Here is a 14,858-nt window from a genome sequence, read left to right on the forward strand (position 1 = left end):
CGCAGACTGCCCACCACCCGCGGCGCCGGAACCCCGCCCGGCCGGGGTCGGCCGGCGACCGGGCGGGGCGGCGGCCGGGCGGGGCGGCGGCCGGGCGGGGCCGGCGGACGGGCGTCAGCCCAGCGGGAGGTCCAGGCAGGACGGCGTGGCCTCCGGCGAGGTGAACCCCAGCGTGGCGCGCGGCAGGTTCGCGTCGCCGTAGAACGGGTCACGGCCGTCCACCACCAGCATCAGCCGGTGCCCGCGCGGCACGTCGTAGCCGGTCGCCTGGAGCTCGATGTCCGCGCGGACCAGGCTGTCCGGCGGCGAGGCGAGGTCGGTGTACGGGGCGTGCGTGATGATCCGGCCCGTCCCGTCGGGCGCCACGTCCAGCAGGTACGCGACGAACGTGGACTTCGAGTTGGCCGCCCGGTAGGTGACCCGCAGCCGCGGGACACCCCGCAGCCGCGCCGTCTCCGGCTCCGGGTCCGCGACCCACACCGCGGCCACGGTGCGGTCGATGTCGCCGGTCCGGTAGGCCTGCGGCCGGCCGGCCATCTCGTCGTACCCGGACCGCACGACCGCGTCGGCGACGGTCGTCGGCGTGTCCACCCCGCACAGCACGCGCGTGCTCCAACCGGCCTCGGGCGTGTCGGCCAGTTCCCCGCCGGCGACCAGGTAGAGCCGGCGGACGTGTTCGGTGACCGACTGCCAGGTGGGGCGGGGTTCCAGGGTGCGGCTCCACATGATCTCGCCGAGGACCTGGCCCTCGTCGGCGATGCCGTTGTCGACGCCCTTGAGGTGGTGGTCGAACCAGCGGTGGGCGGTGGTCCAGATCCGGTTGGGCAGGCCGGTCATGCCGGACGTCTCGGGGCCGGAGTGGTCGCCGACGGACAGGTCGAGCCGTTTGGGCCCGGCGAGCTCGTTGAACATCTTCAGCGTCTGGTTGGTCGGGAACAGCGTCTCGTGCCAGGCGTGGGAGAAGTACACCGGTACCTGGCGCCGGCTGAGCTCCTTGACGTGGGTGAACGGCGACCGCGGCCCGGCCCACCGCAGGGCGGCCTCGATGTCGCGGTTCGCCAGGACGTTCTCGAAGACGCTCTGCGTCTGCGGGCTCAGCCGCGCCCGGCCGGCCGCCCTGAGCAGCGCTTCGACGGCGCCGACGTGCCGGGTGCGGTTCTCCAGGAAGGCCTCCCCGAGGTCGCCCCAGGTGCTGAGCGCGACCACTGCGTCTACGCGGGCGTCGTGCGCGGCGACGAGCTGGCTGATGCCGGACCCGTAGCTGTCGCCGAGGAAGCCGATCCTGGTCACCGGGCCGGCGGTCCGCTCGATGAGGTGGTCCAGGGCCCGGCTGCCGTCGGCGACGTCGAGCGGGCCCGCCACGTCGACCTCGCCCTCGGAGCCGCCGAACCCGCGGGCGCTGTAGGCGAGGACGTTGTAGCCGCGAGCCGCGAAGACGCTGCCCTGGACGGCGTACGGGAGCCAGCCGAAGTCCGTCCACGGCGAGGGCATCACGATCACCGGCCGCGGGTCGGGGCGGGTGTGCCGCCACAGCGCGGCGTCGATCAGGTCGCCCTCGGCGCCGGCGACCTTGGTGCGGGAGAAGACGGCGACCGAGCGGGCCTCGGCGACCTGGGCGGCGCGGGCGGGGGCGAGGCGGCCGGTGTCGCCGCTCTCCAGGGCGGCGACGAAGGCGGTGAGGGCGGGTGCGTCGAGTTCGGGGTAGAGGGAGAAGGCTGCTGAGTCCACGGCGGTTCATCCTCTGCGTCGAGTACGTCGATTACTTCGATTGCGTCGAGTGATCTGAACGTCGGTGCAGTGCGGTGCCGGGACCCGGCCGGGACCCGGAGCGGGGGGCCGAAGCGTTCAGTATCGGCGTGGCCCGCGGCGGCGTTCGCGGGTTCGCCGCGTACGGCCTGAACCACCCCCTGCCCGGCGGCCGGGCCGCGCAGGTCCGTACCAGCCCGGTCGCCCCTTCGCCTCAAATGCCCTGCCTGGCAGGCAGGTTGGCGTGCCTGGCGGGAAGGCGGCGCTCCTCGGCCAAATGATGCAAGCATGCTTGATTGTTTTGGACGGGGCTGCCAGTCTTCCCCCCACGCCGAGAGGGGAGCCCCACCGTGCTCGATCCGTCCGCCGTGTCCGCCGTCTTCCTCGACCTGCGGGAGGAGGGGCGGGACCTCGAATCCCTGGTGTCCGAACTGCCCGCCCCCGCCTGGGCGAAGCCCACGCCCGCGCCCCGCTGGACCATCGCCCACCAGATCGCCCACCTGCACTGGACCGACCGGGCCGCACTGCTCTCCCTCACCGATGCCGCCGGCTTCGCCCGCATGGTGGAGGAGGCCGTGCAGGCCCCCGACTCCTTCGTCGACGAGGGCGCCGAGGAGGGCGCGGCCCTGCCGCCCGCGGACCTGCTGGCCCGCTGGCGGGCCGGCCGCGCCGCACTCGACACCGCGCTCGCCGCCGCCGCACCCGAGGCCAGGTTCCCCTGGTACGGGCCGCCGATGAAGGCCGCCTCCATGGCGAGCGCCCGGCTGATGGAGACCTGGGCCCACGGTCAGGACGTCGCCGACGCGCTGGGCGTACGCCGCACCCCGACGGCCCGGCTGCGGCACGTGGCGCGGATCGGCGTGCTGGCCCGCGACTACGCGTTCGGGGTACGGGGACTGCCCGCGCCCGCCGACGGGTTCAGGGTCGAGCTGGAGCCCCCGGGCGGCGGGGAGCCCTGGGCGTACGGGCCGCCGGACGCGGCCCAGCGGGTCACCGGCCCGGCCCTCGACTTCTGCCTGCTGGTCACCCAGCGCGCCCACCGCACCGACCTGGCCCTGACGGCGGTCGGCCCGGACGCCGACCGCTGGCTGGACATCGCGCAGGCCTTCGCGGGCCCGGCGGGCCCCGGCCGCGCCCCCGGGACCGCCCGATGAGCGCCGACGGGGCGATCGGGCCGGGCGGGGTGGGCGGGGTGGGTGCAACGAGCAGGGCGGGCATACCGGCGCCGCGCCGGCCGCTGCGCATCGGCAACGCGTCCGGGTTCTACGGGGACCGCTTCGACGCGGTACGAGAGATGCTGGTCGGCGGCCCCCTGGACGTGCTGACCGGTGACTACCTGGCCGAGCTGACCATGCTGATCCTCGGCCGGGACCGCCTGAAGGACCCGGCCGCCGGGTATGCGCGGACGTTCCTGCGCCAGTTGGAGGACTGCCTCGGCCTCGCCCACGAGAAGGGCGTGCGGATCGTCGCGAACGCCGGCGGCCTGAACCCGGCGGGCCTCGCGGGCGCGATCCGCGAACTGGCCGCGAAGGCGGGACTCCCGGTCTCGGTCGCCCACGTCGAGGGCGACGACCTGATGCCCTACGGCGACGGGGCCGGCGGGGCCCTCACGGCCAACGCCTACCTGGGCGGCGCCGGCATCACCGCCTGCCTGCGGGCGGGCGCGGACGTGGTGGTCACCGGTCGGGTGACGGACGCGGCCCTGGTCAGCGGGCCGGCCGCCTGGTGGTTCGACTGGGCGCCCGACGACCTCGACCGGCTGGCGGGGGCCGTCGTCGCGGGCCACGTCCTGGAGTGCGGGACCCAGGCCACCGGCGGCAACTACGCCTTCTTCACCGCGCACGACGTCCGCCGCCCCGGCTTCCCCCTGGCGGAGGTTGCGGAGGACGGCTCGTCGGTGATCACGAAGCATCCGGGGACGGGCGGCGCCGTCACCGTCGGCACGGTCACGGCCCAACTGCTGTACGAGACCCAGGGCGCGCGCTACCTGGGCCCCGACGTGACCGCCCGCCTGGACACCGTCCGCCTGGCCGGTGCCGGGCCCGACCGCGTCGCCGTCACCGGGGTCGTGGGCGAGCCGCCGCCGGACACGCTCAAGGCGGGCGTCACCCGGATCGGCGGCTGGCGCAACGAGGTGGTGTTCGTCCTGACCGGCCTGGACGTCGAGGCCAAGGCCGCCCTGGTGCGGGCGCAGATGGCCGACGCCCTCGCTGGTGTGGCCGCCGCCGAGTGGACCCTGGCCCGCACCGACCGCGCGGACGCCGACACCCAGGAGACCGCCAGCGCCCTGCTGCGGCTGGTGGTGCGCGACCCGTCTGCCGACCGGGTCGGCCGCGCCCTGACCGCACGGGCCGTGGAACTCGCCCTCGCCAGCTACCCCGGTTTCCACGTGACCGCCCCGCCGGGCCCCGCCCAGCCGTACGGGGTCTTCGAGTCGGCCTCCGTACCGGCGGACGCGGTGGCCGCGGTCGCGGTCCTCCCGGACGGCACCCGCACCCCGGTCCCGCCGGGCGGGCCCCCGGCCCCCGCCCCGGTCCAGGCAGCCGGGGGAGGGGCCCCGGACCCGGGCGCCCCCGACCCTGGACCCCCGGACCCGGGAAGCGGAACGGCGATCGGCAGCCCGGCCGGGCCCACCCGCCGGGCCCCGCTCGGCCTGGTCGCAGGGGCCCGCAGCGGCGACAAGGGCGGCGACGCCAACGTGGGCGTCTGGGCGGAGTCCGACGCGGCCTGGGACTGGCTGCACGCCACCCTCACCGTGGGGCGGTTCCGGGAGCTGCTCCCCGAGACCCGCGGCCTGCCCGTCGCCCGGCACGTGCTGCCGAACCTCCGCGCCCTCAACTTCACCGTCACCGGCATCCTCGGCGCCGGCGCCGCCTCGGCCCACCGCTTCGACCCGCAGGCCAAGGCCCTCGGTGAATGGCTGCGCGCCCGGCACCTCGACATCCCCGTCCAGCTCCTGCCCGCCCCGGAGGAGACCGGCCCATGACCCGTCTCGGCACCGCCCTCGACCCCCGCTCCCCCGAATACGGGGCCGCCCGCACGGCCGCCCTCGAACGCCTCGCCGCCGTCGACGCGGAGCACGCCAAGGCCCTCCTCGGCGGCGGCGAGAAGTACACGGCCCGCCACCGCGCCCGCGGCAAACTCCTCGCCCGGGAACGGGTCGAGCTGCTCCTCGACCCGGACACCCCGTTCCTGGAGCTGTCCCCGCTCGCCGCCTGGGGCAGCGACTACCCCGTCGGCGCGTCGATCGTCACCGGCATCGGCACCGTCGAGGGCGTCGAATGCGTGATCACCGCCAACGACCCGACGGTCCGCGGCGGCGCCTCCAATCCCTGGACCCTGAAGAAGGCCCTGCGGGCCAACGAGATCGCCCGGCAGAACCGCCTGCCCCTCGTCAGCCTCGTCGAGTCCGGAGGCGCCGACCTGCCCTCGCAGAAGGAGATCTTCATCCCGGGAGGTGCGGTCTTCCGCGACCTCACCCGGCTCTCGGCCGCCGGCATCCCGACCGTCGCCGTCGTCTTCGGCAACTCCACCGCCGGAGGCGCGTACATCCCCGGGATGTCCGACCACACCGTCATGATCAAGGACCGGTCGAAGGTGTTCCTCGGCGGCCCGCCGCTGGTCAGGATGGCCACCGGCGAGGAGAGCGACGACGAGTCCCTCGGCGGCGCCGACATGCACGCCCGCACCTCCGGCCTCGCCGACCACCACGCCGTCGACGAGCACGACGCCGTCCGCCAGGCCCGCCGGATCGTGGCCCGACTCGGTCACCGGCGCGCCGTCCCCGCCCCGCCCCGCGCGCCGGAGCCCCTGTACGACCCGGAGGAGCTCCTCGGCATCGTCCCCGAGGACCTCAGGACCCCCTTCGACCCGCGCGAGGTCATCGCCCGGATCGTCGACGGCTCCGACTTCGACGAGTTCAAGCCCCTCTACGGGCCCAGCCTGGTCACCGGCTGGGCGGCCCTGCACGGCCATCCGGTCGGCATCCTCGCCAACGCCCAGGGCGTGCTGTTCAGCGAGGAGTCGCAGAAGGCCGCCCAGTTCGTCCAGCTCGCCAACCAGCGCGACATCCCGCTGCTGTTCCTCCACAACACCACCGGCTACATGGTCGGCAAGGAGTACGAGCAGGGCGGCATCGTCAAACACGGCTCGATGATGATCAACGCGGTATCCAACTCCCGCGTCCCGCACCTGTCGGTGCTCATCGGCGCCAGTTACGGGGCCGGCCACTACGGCATGTGCGGCCGCGCCTACGAGCCCCGGTTCCTGTTCGCCTGGCCCAGCGCCAAGTCCGCGGTCATGGGCCCCCAGCAGCTGGCCGGCGTGCTGTCGATCGTGGCCCGCCAGTCCGCCGCCGCGAAGGGCCGGCCGTACGACGAGGAGGCGGACGCCGGGATGCGCGCCTTCGTCGAGGCGCAGATCGAGTCCGAATCCCTGCCGATGTTCCTGTCCGGGCGGCTGTACGACGACGGGGTCATCGACCCCCGCGACACCCGCACCGTCCTCGGCCTGTGCCTCTCGGCCGTCCACAACGCCCCCGTCGAGGGCGCCCGCGGCGGCTTCGGCGTCTTCCGGATGTGAGCCCGTCATGACCACGACCGCTTCCACCCCGTCCACCGCCCCCACCCCGGCCGGCTCCCCGCCCCCCTCGATCACCTCGGTCCTGGTGGCCAACCGGGGGGAGATCGCCGTCCGCGTCTTCCGCACGGCCCGTGCCCTGGGCCTGGCCACCGTCGCCGTCCACTCCGACCCCGACGCCGACGCGCTGCACGTCCGCGAGGCCGACGCGGCCGTACGCCTGCCCGGTGCGGCCCCCGCGGACACGTACCTGCGCGGCGACCTCGTCATCGAGGCCGCACTGGCCGCCGGCGCGGACGCGGTCCACCCCGGCTACGGCTTCCTCTCCGAGAACGCCGACTTCGCCCGGGACGTCCTCGCAGCCGGCCTGGTGTGGATCGGGCCGCCGCCCGCGGCCATCGAGGCCATGGCCTCCAAGACCCGCGCCAAGGAGTTGATGCGGGCCGCCGGGGTGCCGCTCCTCGAACCCGTCGACCCGACCGGTGCCACCCGCGACGACCTGCCGTTGCTGCTGAAGGCCGCGGCGGGGGGCGGCGGGCGCGGCATGCGCGTGGTCCGCGACCTGCACGAGCTGAAGTCCGAACTCGACGCCGCGGCCGCCGAGGCCCGGTCCGCGTTCGGCGACGGCGAGGTGTTCGCCGAGCCCTACGTCGAAGGCGGCCGCCACGTCGAGGTGCAGGTACTCGCCGACGGCCACGGCACCGTGTGGGCGCTCGGCACCCGCGACTGCTCCCTCCAGCGCCGCCACCAGAAGGTCATCGAGGAGGCCCCGGCGCCCGGCCTGCCCGACGCCCTGCGCACCGCCCTCCACGAGGCCGCGGTCGCCGCCGCCCGGGCCGTCGCCTACCGGGGTGCGGGCACCGTCGAGTTCCTCGTCACCGCCGACGGCCGGCCGTACTTCCTGGAGATGAACACCCGCCTCCAGGTGGAACACCCCGTCACCGAAGCCGTCTTCGGCCTCGACCTCGTCGCCCTCCAGTTCCGGGTCGCCGAGGGCGCGGCCCTGCCCCCCGCGCCCCCCGAGCCGGCCGGGCACGCCGTCGAGGCCCGCCTCTACGCCGAGGACCCCGCGCAGGACTGGCGCCCGCAGACCGGCACCCTGGCCACCTTCCACGTCCCGGCGCCCCCGGTCCTCCCGCCCGCGCCCGCCGCGGTCCGCGTCGACACCGGGTACGCCGACGGCGACCCCGTCGGCGTCCACTACGACGCCATGCTCGCCAAGGTCATCGCATACGCCCCGACCCGCGCCGAGGCCGTCCGCGCCCTGGTCCGGGCCCTGTCCGCGGCCCGTATCCACGGGGTCGCCACCAACCGCGAACTCCTCGTACGCTCCCTCACCCACCCGGAGTTCACCGCGGCCCGCCTCGACACCGGCTTCTACGAGCGCCACCTCGGCGCCCTCACCGAGCCCGCCCCGGACGCCGGCCGGGCGGCCGCGCTGGCCGCGGCCGCCGCCGCGCTGGCCGCCGCCGCACCCGCCGCGGACGCCCCGCTCGCCGCCCGCCTCGGCGGCTGGCGCAACGTCCGCTCCGCCCCGCAGTCCCGCAGCTACCGCGTGAGCGGCGGGGGCCCCGACGGCACCGACACCCCGTACGAGGTCCGCTACCTGCCCTCCCGCAGCGGCCCCCCGCAGCTCGTGGACCAGCCCGGCGTCCGCGTCCTGGCCGTCGAGCCGCACCGCGTCGCCCTCGAAGTGGACGGCGTCCGGCGCCTGTTCCACGTGAAACAAAAATCGAACAACTCGGGTGCGGCGGAAGCCGAGGAGGTCTACGTCGACACCGCGCCCACCCCCGCCCACCCCGCCCCGAACGCCCACACCCTCGTCCCGGTCCCGCGGTTCACCGACCCCCAGGACCGCACCCTGCCCGGCTCCCTGCTCGCCCCCATGCCCGGCACCGTCGTCCGTGTCGCCGAGGGCCTCGCCCCCGGCGACACCGTCACCGCCGGGCAGCCCCTGCTCTGGCTGGAGGCCATGAAGATGGAGCACCGCATCGTCTCGCCCGCCTCCGGCACGCTCACCGCGCTCCACGCCGGCCTCGGCCACCAGGTCGAGTTCGGCGCCCTGCTCGCCGTAGTACAGGAGGAACCGCAGCCATGAGCCCCGCCACCGCAGCCCCCCTCGAAACCGAGGAGCACCAGGCCCTGCGCGCCGCCGTCGCCGCCCTCGGGCAGCGCTACGGCCGCGACTACTACGCCCGCGTCACCCGTGAGGGCGGCCACCCCGACGAACTGTGGGCCGACGCCGCCAAGCTCGGCTACCTCGGGGTCAACCTCCCCGAGGAGTACGGCGGCGGAGGCGGCGGCATCGCCGAACTCTCCATCGTCCTGGAGGAACTCGGCGCGGCCGGCTGCCCGCTGCTGATGATGGTCGTGTCACCCGCCATCTGCGGCACCGTCATCGCACGCTTCGGCACCGACGGCCAGAAGCGCGCCTGGCTCCCCGGCCTCGCCGACGGCAGCCGCACCATGGCCTTCGGCATCACCGAGCCCGACGCCGGATCCAACTCGCACCGCATCACCACCACCGCCCGCCGAGACGGCGACACCTGGGTCCTGACGGGCCGCAAGGTCTTCATCTCCGGCGTCGACATCGCCGACGCGACCCTGATCGTCGGCCGCACCGAGGACGCCCGCACCGGCAAGCTCAAGCCCTGCCTGTTCATCGTCCCCCGCGACGCCCCCGGCTTCGGCCGGTCACACCTCGACATGGAACTCCAGGCGGCCGAGAAGCAGTTCGAGCTCGTCCTGGACGAGGTGCGGCTGCCCGCCGACGCGCTGGTCGGCGACGAGGACGCGGGCCTGCTCCAGCTCTTCGCCGGCCTCAACCCCGAGCGCATCATGACCGCCGCCTTCGCCATCGGCATGGGCCGCTACGCACTCGCCCGCGCCGTCGACTACGCCCGGACCCGGCAGGTCTGGAAGGAGCCGATCGGCGCCCACCAGGCCATCGCCCATCCCCTCGCCGCGGCCCACATCGACCTGGAACTGGCCCGCCTGATGATGCAGAAGGCCGCCCGCCTCTACGACCTGGGCGACGACCTGGCCGCAGGCGAAGCCGCCAACATGGCCAAGTACGCTGCCGGCGAGGCCTGCGTGAAGGCGGTGGACCAGGCGGTCCACACGCTGGGCGGCAACGGCCTCACCCGCGAGTACGGACTGGCCTCCCTCATCACCGCCTCCCGGGTGTCCCGCATCGCCCCCGTCAGCCGCGAGATGATCCTCAACTTCGTCTCGCACCAGACCCTGGGCCTGCCCAGGTCGTACTAGCCCGCACCAGCCGGCCGGGCCGGTACGCCGACCGCCCGGTGCGGCCGCCGTACCGGCCCGCCGGAACCGGAACCGGACCCGAAACCCAGCCCGGCGCCGGGCCCGGCCCGACCCGACCCGCTGAGAAGGAGCGGCATGGAGCCCCTCGTCAAGGCCACGCACGCGCACGGCATCACCACCCTCACGCTCGACTCCCCGGCCAACCGCAACGCGCTCTCCGCGGCCCTCGTCGGCGAGCTCCGCGCGGCCCTCGCCGCAGCGGGCGCCGAGGCCGCCGTCCGGGCCGTCGTGCTCACCCACACCGGCGGCACGTTCTGCGCCGGGGCCGACCTGAAGTCCCCCTGCGACCCGGCCGACTTCCTCGCCCTGCTGCAGGAGATCGCGGAACTGCCCCGCCCCGTCGTGGCCCGGGTCACCGGCCACGTCCGGGCGGGCGGCCTGGGCCTGCTCGGCGTCTGCGACGTCGCCGCCGCCGGGCCGCAGTCCTCGTACTCCTTCACCGAGACCCACCTCGGCGTGGTCCCCGCCGTGATCTCCGCGCCGCTGCTGCCCCGCCTGGACCCGCGCGCCGCATCCCGCTACCTGCTGACCGCGGAGGCCTTCGACGCCGCCGAGGCCGCCCGGATCGGCCTGCTCACCCTGCACGGCGAGGACGTGGACCAGGCCCTGGCCCCCGTCCTGGCCGGGCTGCGCAAGGCCGGCCCGGAGGCCCTCGCCGCCACCAAACGCCTGGTCACCGCCTCCGTACGGGCCGCCCTGGAGCAGGACGGCGAGGCCCTGACCCGGCTCTCGGCCCACCACTTCGGCTCCGCCGAGGCCCGCGAGGGCATCAGCGCCCGCTTCGAGCGCCGGCCCCCCGCGTGGGCCCTGGGGGCGCAGTGATCCTGCCCAAGCAGGCCCGCAGCCGGGTCACCCGCCGCCACCTGCTGGACGCCGCCATCACCTGCCTCGCCGAGCACGGCTGGGCCGGCTCCACCGTCGCCGTCGTCGCGGAACGCGCCGGAGTCTCCCGGGGCGCCGCCCAGCACCACTTCCGCACCCGCGAGGACCTGTTCACCGCGGCCGTGGAGTTCATGGCCGAGGAGCGTTCCGCCGCCCTGCCCGCACTCCTGCGCGAGAGCACCGGCCCGGGCGGGGCGCCCGGCAGCGGCCGCGCCGCCGTCGTCGAGGCCCTGGTCGACCTGTACACCGGGCCGATGTTCCGGGCCGCCCTCCAGCTCTGGGTCGCCGCCTCCCACGAGGAGCAGCTGCGGCCTCGCGTGGCCGAGCTGGAGGCCCGCCTGGGCCGCGAGACCCACCGGATGGCCGTGCAACTGCTGGGTGCGGACGAGTCGGTGCCCGGTGTGCGGGAGACCGTGCAGGGGTTCCTCGACATGGCCCGCGGCCTGGGCCTGGCCAACGTCCTGACCGACGACGCGGCCCGGCGGGCCCGTGTGGTCGCCCAGTGGACCCGCATCCTCGACGCCACCCTGGGCTGACCCGGGCCGCCGCCGGCCCTGGGGGCCGTACGCGCGCCGAGGGCGCCGCATCCGTCGTCCGGATACGGCGCCCTCGGCGGTCAGCCCCGGCGAGCGCCGGCCGTCGGCCGTCAGCCGTCAGGCCGTCGTGGCGATGTCCGCGTAGCCCTCGATCTCCCGCGGGTCGCGCTTGCCCGGCCCGATGTAGCGGGCCGACGGGCGCACCAGGCGGCCCGTGCGCTTCTGCTCCAGGATGTGCGCCGACCAGCCGGCGGTACGGGCGCAGGTGAACATGGAGGTGAACATGTGCGCCGGGACCTCGGCGAAGTCCAGCATGATCGCTGCCCAGAACTCCACGTTCGTGGCGAGCACCCGGTCGGGGCGACGGGCGTGCAGTTCCTCCAGCGCGGCCTTCTCCAGCGCGGCGGCCACCTCGTAGCGCGGCGCGTCCAGCTCCTTGGCGGTGCGGCGCAGCACGCGGGCGCGCGGGTCCTCGGCCCGGTAGACCCGGTGCCCGAAGCCCATCAGCCGCTCGCCCTGGTCGAGGGCCTTCTTCACGTACGCCACCGCGTCGCCGGTGCGCTCGATCTCCTCGATCATGCCGAGGACGCGGGACGGCGCCCCGCCGTGCAGCGGTCCGGACATGGCGCCCACCGCGCCCGACAGGGCGGCCGCGACGTCGGCGCCGGTGGAGGCGATCACGCGGGCGGTGAACGTGGAGGCGTTCATGCCGTGCTCGGCGGCGGAGGTCCAGTACGCGTCGACGGCCTTGACGTGCTTGGGGTCCGGCTCTCCCCGCCAGCGGATCATGAACCGCTCGACGACGGACTCCGCCTTGTCGATCTCCCGCTGCGGGACCATCGGCAGGCCCTGCCCGCGCGCGGACTGGGCGACGTACGACAGCGCCATCACGGCTGCGCGCGCCAGGTCGTCGCGGGCGGTCCGCTCGTCGATGTCCAGGAGCGGTTTCAGGCCCCACACGGGGGCGAGCATGGCGAGCGCGGACTGGACGTCGACCCGGATGTCCCCGGAGTGGACGGGGATCGGGAAGGGTTCGGCGGCGGGCAGGCCGGGGTTGAACGCCCCGTCGACCAGCAGGCCCCAGACGTTCCCGAAGGAGACGTGGCCGACCAGGTCCTCGATGTCGACTCCGCGGTAGCGGAGCGCTCCGCCTTCCTTGTCGGGTTCGGCGATCTCCGTCTCGAACGCGACGACTCCTTCGAGCCCGGGTACGAAGTCGGACATCAGGCGGCTCCCTCAGATAGTGCGAACACGCGCGGCTCCCGGCGTGACTCGCTGCGGTCCGGCGCGGTCATCCCCGTTGATGCCCGGTACGGCCGGGGGCCACCCGCGCGGGTGCCTCCTGACCGGCCCCAAGATTTTGGCGGCTGGGGATGCCAGGCGGAAGCGTGACATACGGCACACTCGCAGGAGCACTCCTGCGGCAGGATGGCACGCGTGACCGACATGGATCTTGATCCCTCCACCATGCGCAAGCAGTACCGCTCGGAGGTCGTCCTCGAGGACGACCTCGACGGGGACCCCATGCGGCAGTTCGCCGTGTGGTTCGGGCAGGCCGCCGACTCCCACCTCTTCGAGCCCAACGCGATGGTCGTCTCCACCGCGACGCCCGACGGCCGGCCGAGCTCCCGCACGGTGCTGTTGAAGGCCTTCGACGAGCGGGGCTTCGTCTTCTACACCAATTACGGTTCGCGCAAGGGCCGCGAGCTCGACGCCAACCCGCAGATCGCCCTGCTGTTCCCCTGGCACCCCATCGCCCGCCAGGTCATCGTCACCGGTACGGCCGAGCGGACCGCCCGGGACGAGACCGCCGCCTACTTCCGCTCCCGGCCGCACGGCTCCCAGCTGGGCGCCTGGGCCAGCGAACAGTCCCGGGTGATCGCCTCGCGGGCCGAGCTCGACCGGCGGTACGCGGAGCTAGCGGCCCGGCATCCGGAGGGCGAGCAGGTCCCGGTGCCGCCGGAGTGGGGCGGCATCCGCGTCGTCCCGCAGGAGGTGGAGTTCTGGCAGGGCCACGAGAACCGGCTCCACGACCGGCTGCACTACGTCCGCGACGGGGGGGAGTGGCGCATCGAGCGCCTGTGCCCGTAGCCGCGCCCGGACAGCAGACGACCCGCGGGCTCGGGTTCTCTCCTGCAGGTAAGAGAAGCCGGCCGGACGTGCCGGCGAGCCCGCGGGTCGGGTGACTGCTTGGGATTGGCGCCGGGCGTTCCGCCGGGCACCGCACTGGGTGCGTTGCGACGACGGGCCCTTAGCCCGCAGTCACCTCACGCGTCCGGTACTTGTACATTTCCGGAACCACCTCCCTTCTCGTGTACCGCAGACATTAGGACCCTTCCGCGGCGGTCTCAAGTTATTTATTTCGGGACGATTCGGGGAATGCGGTGTGGGCTGCGTCACGTTCCAGTTCAATGATCTGACGTGCGCACACGCGAACACCTGCAGGGGGTGCCAGGTGAATGCTTCCGGACGTGGACAACCCACCGACGATCTGCTCGCAGCGCTGCTGGACGGGATGGACGCGGCCCTGTGCGCCTTCGACTCCGACGGGGTGATCACCCACTGGAACCGCGAGGCCGAGCGGATCCTGGGCTGGACGGCCGCCGAGGCCGTGGGCCGCAAGGGGTTCGCCGGGTGGGCGGCCCGGGCCGCCGACGCCCAGGACGTCGAGGACCGGCTCATGGGCGTCCAGGACGTCTCCGGCCGGCAGGTGCACGAGTTCGCCCTGCTCACCAAGGACGGCGGACGTGTCCTGGTGCGCACCCAGTCCGCCGGGGTGCCGGGCACGGACGGCAGGCCCGCCGGTGTGTACTGCGCCTTCACCGAGGTCCACGCCCAGATCGACCTGGAGCGGTCCATCGCGCTGAGCGAGGCGCTGATGGACGACGCCTCCTGGGGCGTGGTCCTCGTCGACGTGGACCTGCGCCCGGCCGTGGTCAACGCGCACGCCGCCCGCGCCTTCGGCGCCGGGCGCACCGACCTGCTCGGCCGGCCGCTGGGCGACCTGCTGGCCCAGGGCGCCGAGGAGCTGGAGGGCGCCCTCCAGCACGTGCTGGCCGAGGGCTCCCCGCAGGCGCCGCTGGAGCTGTGGGTGTCCGTGCGCACCCCGGAGGGGGTGCGGCGGCGCTGCTGGCGGTGCGGGTTCCTGAGGCTGGGCTCCCCGCTCGCCGAGGAGCCGGTCCCGCTCGGGGTGGGCTGGCTGTTCCAGGACGTCACCGAGGCCCGTCGGACGGCGCTGGACACGGCGCAGCTGCGGTTCCGCGCCGGCCAGCTGTACCGGGCGGGGCGGTCCGCCGCCGAGTGCGAGGACCCGGGCGAGGCGGCCGCCGTGCGGCTGGACTTCGCCCTCGCCGGCTTCGCCGACCACGCCCTGCTCGACGTGCTGGAGCCGTCGGCCGACCCGGACCGCCCCTCGCGGCTGGTCCGGCACGCCGCGTCGCCGCCGCCGCTGTCGGGGCAGGGCGGGATCCCGGTGCGGTACGAGCCGGGACACCCCGCGTTCCAGGCCCTGGACCGGATCGGCTCGGTGCGGGCCACCGCCCCGCGCGGGGAGGCGGCCGAGGTGTGGGCGCGGGACCGGCAGTGGCCCGAGAACGCCGCGCACGTGCTGTGCACGGTGCTGCGGAGCCGGGGGCGGACCCTGGGCGTGCTGACGTTCGTACGGGCGTCCTCGCGGGCCGTCTTCGAGCGGGCGGACGCGGAGTACGCGGAGGAGGTCGCCGCCCGGGTCGCCGCCGACCTGGACCTGGCCCGCTCCGCGCCGGACAAGCCGTAGCGGGACGGTGCGGG

At 74.9% G+C, this 14,858-nt stretch carries 11 protein-coding genes; 9 read left to right on the forward strand and 2 right to left on the reverse strand.

Going from position 1 to position 14,858, the window contains the following annotated elements; translation table 11 throughout:
• Positions 1–114: 114 nt before the first annotated feature.
• Positions 115–1,728, reverse strand: a complete 1,614-nt coding sequence (locus tag ACSHWO_RS19425; protein WP_438313377.1) for an alpha/beta fold hydrolase — start codon at positions 1,726–1,728, stop codon at positions 115–117.
• A 368-nt stretch (positions 1,729–2,096) separates the two neighbouring features.
• On the opposite strand from ACSHWO_RS19425, the gene ACSHWO_RS19430 reads away from it, so the two are divergent.
• The 7 genes from ACSHWO_RS19430 to ACSHWO_RS19460 all read left to right on the forward strand — a co-directional run bounded on the left by ACSHWO_RS19430 (position 2,097) and on the right by ACSHWO_RS19460 (position 11,069).
• Positions 2,097–2,900, forward strand: a complete 804-nt coding sequence (locus ACSHWO_RS19430) for a TIGR03084 family metal-binding protein (RefSeq protein WP_438313379.1) — start codon at positions 2,097–2,099, stop codon at positions 2,898–2,900.
• A gap of 140 nt (positions 2,901–3,040) precedes the next feature.
• Positions 3,041–4,732: an acyclic terpene utilization AtuA family protein gene (locus tag ACSHWO_RS19435; RefSeq protein WP_438319165.1), complete on the forward strand. Its 1,692-nt coding sequence runs from the start codon at positions 3,041–3,043 to the stop codon at positions 4,730–4,732.
• Complete coding sequence (locus ACSHWO_RS19440; RefSeq protein ID WP_438313381.1) at positions 4,729–6,327, forward strand: acyl-CoA carboxylase subunit beta; 1,599 nt, start codon at positions 4,729–4,731, stop codon at positions 6,325–6,327. The genes ACSHWO_RS19435 and ACSHWO_RS19440 overlap by 4 nt, the downstream gene beginning before the upstream one ends.
• A gap of 7 nt (positions 6,328–6,334) precedes the next feature.
• Positions 6,335–8,422 carry a biotin carboxylase N-terminal domain-containing protein gene (locus ACSHWO_RS19445; RefSeq protein WP_438313383.1) on the forward strand — a complete coding sequence of 696 codons (2,088 nt, stop codon included), beginning with the start codon at positions 6,335–6,337 and terminating at the stop codon, positions 8,420–8,422.
• Positions 8,419–9,591, forward strand: coding sequence for an acyl-CoA dehydrogenase family protein (locus ACSHWO_RS19450; protein WP_385848815.1), 1,173 nt, complete (start codon positions 8,419–8,421; stop codon positions 9,589–9,591). The genes ACSHWO_RS19445 and ACSHWO_RS19450 overlap by 4 nt, the downstream gene beginning before the upstream one ends.
• Positions 9,592–9,726: 135 nt before the next feature.
• Positions 9,727–10,473, forward strand: coding sequence for an enoyl-CoA hydratase family protein (locus tag ACSHWO_RS19455; RefSeq protein WP_385848816.1), 747 nt, complete (start codon positions 9,727–9,729; stop codon positions 10,471–10,473).
• Complete coding sequence (locus tag ACSHWO_RS19460) at positions 10,452–11,069, forward strand: TetR/AcrR family transcriptional regulator (protein ID WP_361095731.1); 618 nt, start codon at positions 10,452–10,454, stop codon at positions 11,067–11,069. The genes ACSHWO_RS19455 and ACSHWO_RS19460 overlap by 22 nt, the downstream gene beginning before the upstream one ends.
• Positions 11,070–11,186: 117 nt before the next feature.
• Here ACSHWO_RS19460 and ACSHWO_RS19465 read toward each other — a convergent pair whose 3' ends face one another.
• Complete coding sequence (locus tag ACSHWO_RS19465; protein WP_361095728.1) at positions 11,187–12,293, reverse strand: citrate synthase 2; 1,107 nt, start codon at positions 12,291–12,293, stop codon at positions 11,187–11,189.
• Between the two features lie 204 nt (positions 12,294–12,497).
• Between ACSHWO_RS19465 and pdxH the strand changes: the two genes are divergently transcribed.
• Both pdxH and ACSHWO_RS19475 read left to right on the forward strand, forming a co-directional pair.
• Entirely contained in the window at positions 12,498–13,160 is a 663-nt protein-coding gene (gene pdxH, locus ACSHWO_RS19470; protein WP_438313386.1) for a pyridoxamine 5'-phosphate oxidase, read from the forward strand.
• Between the two features lie 364 nt (positions 13,161–13,524).
• Positions 13,525–14,844, forward strand: coding sequence for a PAS domain-containing protein (locus tag ACSHWO_RS19475; protein ID WP_438313388.1), 1,320 nt, complete (start codon positions 13,525–13,527; stop codon positions 14,842–14,844).
• The last annotated feature ends 14 nt before the right edge of the window (positions 14,845–14,858 follow it).

The organism is Streptomyces pallidus (ex Mingjun et al. 2026), assembly GCF_051550185.1.
Lineage (GTDB): Bacteria > Actinomycetota > Actinomycetes > Streptomycetales > Streptomycetaceae > Streptomyces.

What these genes read in the sequence shown, in the direction of transcription:
- ACSHWO_RS19435 (WP_438319165.1), top strand. Translation starts at nt 3,041, where the DNA reads ATGCTGGTCGGCGGCCCCCTGGACGTGCTGACCGGTGACTACCTGGCC.
- ACSHWO_RS19440 (WP_438313381.1), top strand. Translation starts at nt 4,729, where the DNA reads ATGACCCGTCTCGGCACCGCCCTCGACCCCCGCTCCCCCGAATACGGG.
- ACSHWO_RS19445 (WP_438313383.1), top strand. Translation starts at nt 6,335, where the DNA reads ATGACCACGACCGCTTCCACCCCGTCCACCGCCCCCACCCCGGCCGGC.
- ACSHWO_RS19450 (WP_385848815.1), top strand. Translation starts at nt 8,419, where the DNA reads ATGAGCCCCGCCACCGCAGCCCCCCTCGAAACCGAGGAGCACCAGGCC.
- ACSHWO_RS19455 (WP_385848816.1), top strand. Translation starts at nt 9,727, where the DNA reads ATGGAGCCCCTCGTCAAGGCCACGCACGCGCACGGCATCACCACCCTC.
- ACSHWO_RS19465 (WP_361095728.1), bottom strand. Translation starts at nt 12,293, where the DNA reads ATGTCCGACTTCGTACCCGGGCTCGAAGGAGTCGTCGCGTTCGAGACG.
- pdxH (WP_438313386.1), top strand. Translation starts at nt 12,498, where the DNA reads ATGGCACGCGTGACCGACATGGATCTTGATCCCTCCACCATGCGCAAG.